This window comes from Bradyrhizobium valentinum (assembly GCF_001440405.1).
GTDB lineage: Bacteria > Pseudomonadota > Alphaproteobacteria > Rhizobiales > Xanthobacteraceae > Bradyrhizobium > Bradyrhizobium valentinum.
The window spans coordinates 24,073-35,125 of the sequence record NZ_LLXX01000189.1 but is presented as its reverse complement, the minus strand read 5'-3'; the positions used below and the strand labels follow the sequence as shown (position 1 = coordinate 35,125).

The window sequence follows — 11,053 nt, the reverse complement described above, 5'->3', positions numbered from 1 at the left end:
CGCGTCGCCGCCGACTTCCTGCTCAATCTGATCGCCTATAACCTGATCCGCATTCCAAAACTGCTTGCCGCTTAGCCACCCGCGTCAGGGTGCACCCAACACCAGGCTAGAAATTTACATCCAACTCCGCCGCGTCGCCCCAACAACAACCGGCCAGAATAAGAAAACTCTCCATCTCATGGTTTTTCAGCGGACTGCTAGAGCATTTTCCTCTCTTTCGGAATGGGAAGGGGATTCCCTTGCAGGAAGTCGAGAGAGACAGGAAACCGGTTCTTGCCCATGAGGATGAGTTCTTCGGATCGAAGCGACGCCCTAGGAGATCGCCTAGCTATATTATGCCAGCCCGAGAGCGTATTCGTTAGTCCGGTAGTCGAATTCGTAGGTGCACAATGATCGTAAACAGCCGGAAGTCGCTCCAACTCGCCAGCGCGGCCATCGTAAGCTTTGCGGCGCCAGCCTTCCATGCGCAAGATCAAGATTCCGACGCGAATTCCTCTCGATGAATTCGTGAAGGATGCGGATCTGATGAAGGCGCTATCGGCGGGTTTGCCCCGCCGCTTGCCTGCCCGGGCCGCGCCCTTGACGATGTTTTCCTGCTCCGCCTCATTGAGATCGTCGCGATCCATGATCCAGGTCTGCAACAGCGCATCGCGTTTTGCCGGCGCGAGTGGCGTGGCATCGTCAGGCTCTTCGAAGAGATCGCTCACGGCTCGTTCCATAGGCCGCGCTCCTTGATCTGGTCGCGGATAGGCACCTCGATGCGCGCTTCAAGATTGGCATCGCTGGTCCGCTTCCCGCTTCATGGTGTGAGCGACACGGCCGCGGTCCCACATGGCGATTTTGCGCGCGCGCACGGAATGCTCAAGGGAGCTGTTCGGCACAAGGGCATAGACGAGCGTGCAGCCGAGCGCCTCGACGCTTTGCGGGCGGATTTTGAGCCGGCCGGCGAATTGCACGCCCGTCATGCCCAAGGCGTCGTGTATGGATCCAACTTTTGGCGGCATGCGGAACCGCTGGGCTGGCTTGAGCCGTCTAGTCGTTCGTCCAACCGTTGGCGCTCGAGAGTCTTATTCCAACCCGATTTCGTTTGACCTTTCATCACGCTATGACCTGATTTTCATTCTGAAAATCAGGATCATCTGTCATCTGTCATCGGCAGCCAATGTAGACGAATGACCGCGATTTGCGCTTTAACCGCCCGCGCCAAGCCACTGGTTTTGCATCAAAAATTGACCATTTGGACCTAGAATCAGGTTGTGGTCTTAAGTTTCTTGATGCAGGGTCAAAGGTTGTATCAACCCAGCCTGGTGCGGCGGCTGAAATGCAGCCGCCGACCGTGGCCGAGACCATTTCGATCAGCCTTCGCGGGTTCGATACCGAGGATTGCCGGACTACAGAAAAAGATCGCCGCGTGCCGCGACTCCAGTAGCGAAGCCCGTGAAATCATCGGCCAACTTCAAGAGGATGCTGGCGTAACCTCGATCGAGGATTTGAGGACTGCAATTCGTCGGTCGGACGAGCTGCGCATGCTGCAGGCTGATTTTGACCAACTGACTAACACTTTAGCGAAGGATGGCGAACTGGCTACGCAGGAAGGAGCGCGGCTGGCCATTACCGGAGCGCTGGCTCTCATAGTCGGCGGATCGGGCGCTTCAGGCACGGCTGCATTCAGCGCTGGTCTTGCGTTCTGGTACGGCAAGGATGCATTCAAGACATCGATGAACAATTGGGGAAAGCGCGCCACCCCAAGGAAACGCGCGAAGAAGAAATCATAGGCACGCCCTCTACGAGGAGATGGACTCCCGGGTGGCGAGCGTCTGCCCGGCCCTCCTACCCCACAGCCAAGCTATCTTGGAGCCAATCGAAAATCCCTGCCATCGTTAATTTGAATGCTCAAAATTCGGTTCCGGCTTCACGTTTTCCGGCAGATTCATGAGCCGAATCAATGGGTAGAATTGATTTACGGTAACGAACAAGGTAAAGATCAGGTTTACATAGGCAAATTTTAAGGACTCTTCCGGATAATTGCTCCCAGACCGGCGCAAAAAATGGTCCAGGGAGCGTCCGATGTTAGAGTACCTTTTGCTCGTAAGTTTTTTGTCTGAGTCCTCACCTTGGGCGCGAGCGCAGGTTTGCTGATCCTTCATAAAATGTACGGAGCCGAAATACCGGAAGGTGTGCCCTCTGCGAACAATTTAGCGAAGGCGTCGGCCGCGTTCTGCGCGTGTGCCTGCGCGCTTTGCGGCAGCAGTCGCAGGTAACTAGCGTATTGCGCGCCAGCCGTCTTGGATTCCTGGCTCATCGGCAACCGTCCCTCGAAAGAGGATAGGACTAACAGGTGGGCTGAAGCATGGAGCTCCGCAATGCGGAGACGAAAAAGAGACAAATCTGGAGAGGCGTTCGCTCGGTCATTGAAGAATGGTACGCCACTCAGACTACACTACGAATTCATACGTAATTGAAATTACTATATAATTTACGGATCGCCTCAGATGAAAGGCTGACCATCTAGCGCGATTCAGCCGCATGCAGGGAAGCTAGCCCGCGCCCGATCCACGAACCGTGGATGGAACCCAATTTGGCTGCAGCGAACAGACAAATGCACTATCGTGTTCGCGCGAACCGGCAACTCCAGTGGAAGACCTTTGGGAAGAAGCCCGATGCGAGCCGTCAGCGATTCAGCCGAGCTGTTCAGGCATGTGAGTGCCGAGAAATCTGAATTTTACCGCCGCATCATGGACGTCTTTGCAGCAGCCAAACGGCAATACCGTCTGCAATTAAGACCTGACGAAGTACTGAGCGAAGCCCGATGGTTAGATGCACCACCGCGAATTGAGGACGTCAACACCGCGCTCGCCCAGCTTGCCGCCTGGGGCAATCTTGAATCGCATCCTGACACGGCGCGGGTTTCCAGCCTCAGCGATTTCTACCGTGCACGTTTTCTGTATCGTCTCTCGCAGGGCGGGGAGGCTGTCGAAGCGGCGCTGGCGCTTTTCGTGCAAACACTGCAACGGCGCGCCGAACTGCAAACGGTGGCGCTTGAAGACATCGCAAACCGGTTGCAGGCGCTTCAAACGCTGGCGGACGAGGCGGAAGCCGACGTCGCGAAGATCCACGAAACACTGCGGGATTTGGTGCGCGTTTTCGAGGGCCTTGCTGAAAATGCGCAGGCTTTCATGGCCGGCGTCGCACGCAGCATTGAGTTGCAACAGGCCGAGGCGATTGCGGTAGCGAATTACAAGCGCCAGCTAATCGACTATTTGGAGCGGTTCATGGGCGATCTGGTGCGCCGCTCCGACACCATCGCCAGACATATCCTCGCTCTGGAACCGAGCATTGACGCATTGCTACAGCAGGTCGCCACGCGCGATGCACGCGATGCAGCCCCCGGCGATGCGGAGGATCGGGCCGACGCGCGGACCCTTCACTTGAATGCCTGGCGCGAACGCTGGAGAGGTCTGCGCGGCTGGTTCTTCCGTACCGGCCACGAACCCTCACAAGCCGAACTGTTGCGGGCGAGGGCACGGTCGGCAATTCCGCAATTGCTAGGAGCGATCGCCGCGCTCAACGAGCGCCGCAGCGGGCGCAGCGACCGTTCCGCGGATTTCCGCATGCTCGCCTGCTGGTTTTCTGCCTGCAGCAACGATGGCGAGGCGCACCGGTTGGCGCGCGCAGCCTTCGCGCTCAACCCGGCACGACATTTCTCGCTGAATCCCAACGCCGACGCCGATCTGCCGGCCTCGACACGCTGGGCCGACGCGCCACCACTGACGATTCACCCGCGGCTACGCGAATACGGTGAGGCCGCGCCGCGCGGCGTGATGCCCCGGGTGCGTGATCGCGGTGAGGCCCGCGCACATCTGGCGCGCGAACTCGCCGAGGAGTCGCTGCAGGTCGAGGCGGCGCGCAAGCACCTCGCCACCGGTCAGCCCACACGCCTTTCAGATCTCGCCGAGCTGGACATTCATGCCTTCGGTCTGTTCCTGGGATTGCTCGGTGAGGTGCTGACCGAACAGGCCGGTCCGAACACCAGCGCGGAACGGCGAACCGGCGACGGATTATTGCATATCAACCTCACGCCACTCGCAGTCGATAGCCGCGCTGTGATCAATACGCCGCGCGGCGTATTTGCCGGGCGCGACCATTTAATCACGATCACGCCGACATGAGACAGCCGATGGCCGCCAGCGTTGGTAGAGACAGCCGCAGCATCGGCCAGCAACAGCGTCGGTTCCAGAACGAGGAATTTCGCAGTGCCGTGCGCGCCTTGCTGATGACGCCGCTGATGAGTCCGGACCACGACGATTTTCCGGCGATCCGGCGTCAGGCCGACGCACTGCGCGACTGGTTTGGGCGAGAAACCGGCTGGGCGCTGCGCGTCGAACAAGAGGGTGCTCGACTTTATAAGCGACCGGCCGACCTCGCCAGCACGATGCGCGGTTTGCCGTTTTATGATCGCCGCCGTTACGTGCTGTTGTGCCTGGCTTGCGCGGTGCTCGAACGCGCTGACCCGCAGATCACGTTGCGACTGCTGGGTGAGCGGCTGCTGCAATTCGCCGCCGAGCCGACGCTGGTGGCTTCCGGCTTCATCTTCACGCTCGGCGCTCCCCACGAGCGGCGTGAACTGGTGGCGGTATGCCGCACCTTGCTCGACTTGGGCGTGCTGCAGCGTGTCGCCGGCGACGAAGACGCCTTTGTCCATACCGGGGGCGATCAGGCAGATGCCCTCTACGACGTGCAGCGCCGCGCGCTCGCCGGCATGCTGGCCGCCGTGCGCGGGCCGTCGACTTTCCGGCCGGAAGATGCGCCGGTCACGCTCGACCAGCGACTGCATGCCTTGGCCGACGAGCATGTGGCTGACAGCGATGAGGGCCGACGCACCGTTCTGCGCCGCCAACTGGCACGCCGGCTGCTCGACGATCCGGTAGTCTATACCGACACACTGGACGCCGAGTCTCGGGCCTATTTTGTCAACCAGCGTGGCGCCATGGCGGCCCGCCTGTCTGACGCAACCGGGCTGGTCGCGGAGCAACGCGCCGAAGGTCTGGCGCTGGTCGACGAGGCTGGCTCGCTGACAGATGTGGCGATGCCCGCAGAAGGCACCGACGCCCATGTCACGCTGCTGGTCGCGGAGTTCCTGGCCACCGTTTACAGGCAGCGGCAGACGGATGCCGCCGGCGCGACCCAACCATTCTCTGGTATGATCAGGGAACAAGACGTCGTCGATTACCTGCGCGAGAGCAAGCCCCGCTATGGCAAATATTGGCGCAAATCTGCGCGTGAACCCGGCGCCGAACGCGAGCTTGCGGAGATCGCCCTTGATCGGCTGGAAAAGCTTCAACTGATTGTGCGAGATGCCGAGACGGTCTATCCGCGCCCGGCGCTCGCCCGGTTTGCGCTCGGTGAGGCCGAGGTCCGCAACGTTCGTGAAACACGCGGCGTACAGACCGCGGCTGCCGATGCCCTGGTCGGTCCGACATGAACGACCGGCCGGCTTCATTTGCTGCTCTCTCCGAGAGGCCCGCGCTGCCAATCCCGGCGCGGCAACGCTGGCAGCCTTTGCGGCTTGGACTGGTGGAGCTGTTTCACTACGACAGCGAGGAGTTCTGGTTCCGCGACGGTCATCTGCTGCTGCGGGGCAACAACGGCACCGGCAAATCCAAGGTGCTGTCGCTGACGCTGCCCTTCCTGCTCGATGCACAGCTCAAGTCCTCGCGCATCGAACCCGACGGCGACAGCGGCAAGAAGATGTCCTGGAACCTGTTGATGGGTAGCTATGACCGGCGCATCGGCTACGCCTGGATCGAATTCGGCCGCCTCGCCGATGACGGCACGCCGCATTACCTCACACTCGGCGCCGGGCTTGCGGCGGTCGCTGCGCGTCCCCAGGTGGACAGCTGGTTCTTCGTGTTGGAGGATTCCATTGGCGCTCCGCGCATCAATCAGGATATCTGGCTGACGAGTGATCAGCGCGTGGTCCTGACTCGGGAACGCCTGCGTGACGCGCTGCACGGCCGCGGCCAGGTGTTCGATACCGCCGCCAGCTACCGGCGCGCGGTCGATGAGCGATTGTTCCACCTCGGCACCAGGCGCTACGACGCCTTGATGGATACGCTGATTCAGTTGCGTCAGCCGCAACTGTCGAAAAAGCCTGACGAAACCGCGCTCTCGGACGCACTGACCGAGGCCTTGCCACCGCTCGCACCCGAACTGCTTGGGGACGTCGCCGAGGCTCTGGGCCAGTTGGAGGAGGATCGCCGCCAACTCGAGGAATACCAGGCGCTGGCAAGAGCCGTCGAGCGCTTCGACCAACGCTACCGGATCTACGCTGGCACCCAGAGCCGGCGGCAGGCCCGCGCGCTGCGCCAGGCCCAGACCGAGTTCGACAGTGCAAGCCGGGCGCGCGGCGACGCGCAGGCGCGGCTCGAGAGGGCCGAGACCGCGGAAGCGCTCGCCCGGATAATTCACGACGACGCGGAACTTGCGCTCAAGCGCGAGCAGGCTCGGCTTGATATCCTGCGTGCCGACCCGACCATGCAGGACGCGAACCGTCTCGAATCCGCCGAGCGGGACGCTCTGGCTCGGCAGCGTGCGCTGCAAGTCGCCACCGCGGCGGTCGACGAGGTGCGACGGCGATTAAAGCGCAGCACTGAGGAGACCGGGCACGGCGTCCAGCGCATGACGCAAGCCGAACGTGTGATGACGAAGCTACGTCAGAACAGCGCGACGCATGCCGAGGCCGCAGGTATCGTCGGCCTGCACGCCGGTAGCCCGCTCGCAACGCTCGCCGCCGCCGATCTGGTCGCATTGACGCCACAAGCCTTCGACAATGCATGCGCCGACCTTCGCACCTTGATCGTTGATCGACGCGAACAGATCGCATTGTTGCGGCGACGCCATACTGAGGTGACGGAGGCCGAAGCCCTGCATACACAACGCCAGAACACCCGCGACGAAAGACAGGGCACGGTAGAGGCCACGGCAAAACGACGCGAGCAAGCCGATACGGAGGTCGATCACGAGGGCCACAACCTGATTCAGGCCTGGGAGCGCTACTTCGCCAGCCTGAAGCAACTGCGGGTCAGCTCCGACGACGGCCGCGCAGCGCTCACGGCCCTCGCCGACTGGGTTGTTGGGCTGGATGGCGACAATCCGGCGCGACATTGCCTGCAAACGGAGCAGCAGCACGCCAGCCTGCGTCTGGCGCAGCGTCGCGTGGCGCTCGACGGCCAACGCCAGACGCTGGAGACGGAGCTCAACAACCTCGAAGACGAACGCAACCGTCTCGAAGCCGGGGTTGATGCGACGCCGCCCAACCCGCATACGCGCGGCGCCGATGCCAGAGATGCGCGCGAGGGTGCGCCGCTCTGGCAATTGGTGGATTTTCGCGAAGAGGTCACGGCTGCTCAGCGCGCCGGCCTCGAGGCCGCGCTTGAAGCCGCCGGCCTGCTCGACGCATGGGTCTCGCCCGATGGCCACCTGCAGGCCGGCGACGGAGTAGAGCTGTTGCACGACACCCAGGTGCTGCAGCGACAGCCGCACGCGCTCTCGCTCGCTGGTTGGCTGCACGCTGACACGCCCACCGATATCGCGGTACCGGCCGCACTCGTCGAACGCCTGCTGTCCGGCATCGCCTGCACCGATGACGATCCCGCGGACATCGAAGCCTGGGTCGCCCCCGACGGTCGCTTTCGGCTCGCCGCGCTGGTCGGCGCCTGGGCCAAACCCGCGGCAGTCTATATCGGCCATGCGGCCCGCGCCGCAGCCCGCAAGCAGCGACTGGCCGACGTAGTCGGCCGCCTGACACTAATCGCCGATGAGCTCATTGCGGTCCAGGCGATGGACGCGCAACTCACGCGCGATCAGGATCGAGCCGCCGATGAATGGCGTCTGGCTCCCTCCGAAGAGGAATTGCGCAACGCCCATCTTGCGGCGGCCGCCAGTGCGCGCGAGGCTCAGACGGCCCGCCAGCAATTGAGCGAGGCTGATCTTCAATACCTGGAGGCCGCACAAGCGCTGCAGACGGTGCGGCAACGACTCGCCGCCGATGCCACCGATCTGCGCCTTCCTGCATTATCAGCCGAGTTACCGGCGGTCGAGATGGCGTTGAACCACTATCACGATGCCCAACTCCGCCTCGCCCAGGCTGTTCACGAGGTACGTCTGGCGCTCCCCGAGCTGCAGCGGCAACGCAACCGCGAGAACGAAACCCGCGACGATCTGAAGAAGCAGGATGAACAATTTGCGGCTGCCCGCATTGAGGCGGAAGAAGCCGCCGTCCGGTTCGAGGTGTTGCGCGGATCCGTCGGCGCCAGGGTCGAGGAGCTGCAACGGCGGCTGGCCGATGCCAGCACCGCCGTCAAGGCCAGCAATTCCGCACTAACGATCGCGCGCGACGTCCTGAGCAAATCCGGCGAGGCGCGCGCGGTCGCGCACGAACAGGCGGCGACTGCGAGCACTCTGTTCGGACAACGCAGCAACGCGCGCGCCGAAGCAATCGCGAAGTTCCAACACTTCGCAGCCACCGGCCTGCTCGCGGCTGCGCTACCGCAAGCCAACCTGCCGGACCTGGGCGGCCCGTGGACGATCGACCCCGCGCTTACTCTGGCTCGCCGCGCGGAACAAGCCTTATTCGAACTCAAGGACGACGACGACGCCTGGACACGCCTGCAACGGCAGATCGGCGAAGACCTGACGGAGCTACAACGCGCCCTCAGCGCTCTCGGCCACCAGGCGCACGCAGAACAGAGCGATTGGGGGCTTATCGTCCGCGTCGTCTACCAGAACCGACCCGAACCGCCGGATCGCCTTGCCGCGCGCCTCGCCGAAGAGATCGCCCAGCGCAGTGAACTGCTGACGGCGAACGAGCGCGCTGTGCTGGAGAACCATCTGCAGGCCGAAATCGCTTCCGAAGTGCAGCGCCTGCTGCAAGCGGCCGAAACTCAGCGCGATGCGATCAACAAAGAATTGCACCATCGCCCGACCTCCACCGGGGTACGCTATCGTCTGCTGTGGCAGCCCCTGGCGGAAGAAGAAGGCGCTCCGGTCGGCCTCGAAGCAGCGCGCAAACGCCTGCTCAATACCAGCGCAGACCTTTGGTCCTCTGACGACCGGAGAGTGGTCGGCGCGATGTTGCAGCAGCGCATCGCCGCCGAGCGCGAGCGGGCCGATTCGGGCGCCGGAAAGGATGTGGGCAGCAGCCTGATCGAGCAACTCGCCCGCGCGCTGGATTATCGCCGTTGGCACCGCTTTCGCGTCGAGCGCTGGCAGGACGGGCACTGGCGCAAACTCTCCGGTCCGGCCTCCAGCGGAGAGCGCGCGCTCGGCCTCACCGTGCCGCTGTTCGCCGCGGTCGCCAGTTTCTACAGTCAGGGCAGCTACGCGCTGGCGCCGCGCCTGATGTTGCTCGATGAAGCGTTCGCCGGCATCGATGATACCGCGCGCGCCCATTGCATGGGGCTGATCCGCGAGTTCGATCTCGACTTCGTCATCACCAGCGAGCGTGAATGGGCCTGCTATGCCGAACTGCCCGGCGTCGCCATTTGCCAGTTGCAGCGGCGTGAAGGCATCGACGCGGTGTTCGTGTCGCGTTGGAGCTGGGACGGTCGCGCCAAGACACGCCGAGACGATCCAGATCGCAGATTTGCGCCGACATGATTTCCTCGACCGACCCACGCCTGCAACGCCTACTTGGCGGCGACCGTTACGCCTTGCTGCGCAAGCGCCTGCGTCAGCGTTTCGAACGGGCATCGCTCGGCTCCACGGTTGAAAACTTTCGCATCGGCAAGCTCACCGCGGAGGAACATGCTGCATTGGCTTCGCTGCTTGGTCGTCCGCTCCGTTACACCAAATCCTTACAAGTCGACGTTCGCCTCGTCGACACCGCTTTCCAGAATGCCGGCATCGCCGCTTCGCTGCGCGACGCACTTGAAAAACTCGATGGCCCGATTTCGAATCTCGCCACGACGCGCCTTGCGCTGCAAACAATGTGGTCGGATGTGCTGGGCGGCTGCACTCACCGCGAACTGATCGGACTGCTGCAGGCTCCGGCCGGCATCGGGCTTCTCAAGCGCCTTGCACGACAGAGCCCACCGGCGGCGCTCCAACTCTGTCGCCGTGTCGAAGCGGTATTGCAACGCCTGCCCGCGAGCGGCATCACACGTTCGCAATTGGCCGCCGACGTGCTGGGCGACGCCCACGCGCTCGACATCGGACAGCCCACGGCAACCCTGGCACTGACGGTCTGGCGTCAGGTAATCGCTCGAACCGATTACAACAATGATGACGTCGATAGCGAGCCAACGGGAGACGGCGAGCTGGAGCCGGGCGGTGGTGCGGAGCGCGACCGCGACGTGTGGGCCAAGGCCGGCGTGCTGGTCAATGAATTGGCTCGCCCGGTGCTGTTCCTGAACCTGCCCATGCGCGATGCAGGAAATTACAGTCAGTCGCAGGGAGAGCCTGTTTACGCTTCGCTGCGGTCGCTGTTGCGGTCTCCACCGTCGTGGGACGTGGCGGATCGCAAGGTCTATGTCTGTGAGAATCCCAACCTGGTCGCAATCGCCGCGGATCACTGGGGCTCCGATTGCGCGCCGCTAGTCTGCACTGACGGCATGCCCGCCGCAGCACAGCGATGCCTGCTGTCGCAGCTGGCTAAAGCGCGGGCGCAGCTTTTCTATCATGGCGATTTCGATTGGCCGGGAGTGCGGATCGGCAACCACGTCATGCGCGAGCACGGCGCCCAACCCTGGCGTTTTGGGGCGAGCGACTACGAGTCCGCCGTCGAACAGACCTCATGTCTTGGACAGGCTCTCACGGGAAAGGCTGCGCCCGCGTTATGGGACGAAAGGTTAATGACGGCCATGCAGCAACATCGGCTCTCCATTGCTGAAGAAGCGTTAGCCGCTTCATTGTTGGAGGATCTCAGGGCCACATAATGATTGGGTTCGCGGACTTATTCTGAATGGTGGCAATTTGGCGCCCGAAGAGACTCTAACCACCCCCAAATCGTAGTCCAGCTGTGGAGTGGGCAAAGTCGGCGCAGCAAAACCTTGGA

The 11,053-nt window shown here is 62.7% G+C and carries 7 protein-coding genes and 1 pseudogene; 5 read left to right on the top strand and 3 right to left on the bottom strand.

Annotated elements, in window-relative coordinates; translation table 11 throughout:
• Positions 1–197: 197 nt before the first annotated feature.
• Positions 198–707: a hypothetical protein gene (locus tag CP49_RS48205; protein ID WP_245311016.1), complete on the bottom strand. Its 510-nt coding sequence runs from the start codon at positions 705–707 to the stop codon at positions 198–200.
• Positions 704–1,099, bottom strand: a pseudogene (locus CP49_RS34210) (helix-turn-helix domain-containing protein). The gene CP49_RS48205 and the pseudogene CP49_RS34210 overlap by 4 nt, the downstream one beginning before the upstream one ends.
• 190 nt (positions 1,100–1,289) lie before the next feature.
• Between CP49_RS34210 and CP49_RS34205 the strand changes: the two are divergent.
• Complete coding sequence (locus tag CP49_RS34205; protein WP_156438822.1) at positions 1,290–1,775, top strand: hypothetical protein; 486 nt, start codon at positions 1,290–1,292, stop codon at positions 1,773–1,775.
• A gap of 368 nt (positions 1,776–2,143) precedes the next feature.
• On the opposite strand, the gene CP49_RS46775 is transcribed toward CP49_RS34205, so the two are convergent.
• On the bottom strand, positions 2,144–2,302 hold the full coding sequence (locus CP49_RS46775) for a hypothetical protein (protein ID WP_156438821.1): 159 nt from the start codon (positions 2,300–2,302) through the stop codon (positions 2,144–2,146).
• Positions 2,303–2,660: 358 nt separating this feature from the next.
• On the opposite strand from CP49_RS46775, the gene CP49_RS34190 reads away from it, so the two are divergent.
• Genes CP49_RS34190 through CP49_RS34175 form a run of 4 tightly spaced genes read left to right on the top strand, consistent with a single transcriptional unit; the run spans position 2,661 to position 10,934 of the window.
• Complete coding sequence (locus tag CP49_RS34190; protein ID WP_057854519.1) at positions 2,661–4,169, top strand: TIGR02677 family protein; 1,509 nt, start codon at positions 2,661–2,663, stop codon at positions 4,167–4,169.
• Positions 4,170–4,177: 8 nt separating this feature from the next.
• On the top strand, positions 4,178–5,482 hold the full coding sequence (locus CP49_RS34185) for a TIGR02678 family protein (protein ID WP_057854518.1): 1,305 nt from the start codon (positions 4,178–4,180) through the stop codon (positions 5,480–5,482).
• Positions 5,479–9,657: a TIGR02680 family protein gene (locus tag CP49_RS34180; protein ID WP_057854517.1), complete on the top strand. Its 4,179-nt coding sequence runs from the start codon at positions 5,479–5,481 to the stop codon at positions 9,655–9,657. Before CP49_RS34185 ends, CP49_RS34180 begins: the two co-directional genes overlap by 4 nt.
• Complete coding sequence (locus tag CP49_RS34175; protein WP_057854516.1) at positions 9,654–10,934, top strand: TIGR02679 family protein; 1,281 nt, start codon at positions 9,654–9,656, stop codon at positions 10,932–10,934. The genes CP49_RS34180 and CP49_RS34175 overlap by 4 nt, the downstream gene beginning before the upstream one ends.
• Positions 10,935–11,053 lie beyond the last annotated feature (119 nt).

Coding starts and splice junctions, on each gene's coding strand:
- CP49_RS46775 (WP_156438821.1), bottom strand. CDS start 2,302: ATGAGCCAGGAATCCAAGACGGCTGGCGCGCAATACGCTAGTTACCTG.
- CP49_RS34190 (WP_057854519.1), top strand. CDS start 2,661: ATGCGAGCCGTCAGCGATTCAGCCGAGCTGTTCAGGCATGTGAGTGCC.
- CP49_RS34175 (WP_057854516.1), top strand. CDS start 9,654: ATGATTTCCTCGACCGACCCACGCCTGCAACGCCTACTTGGCGGCGAC.
- CP49_RS34185 (WP_057854518.1), top strand. CDS start 4,178: ATGGCCGCCAGCGTTGGTAGAGACAGCCGCAGCATCGGCCAGCAACAG.
- CP49_RS34180 (WP_057854517.1), top strand. CDS start 5,479: ATGAACGACCGGCCGGCTTCATTTGCTGCTCTCTCCGAGAGGCCCGCG.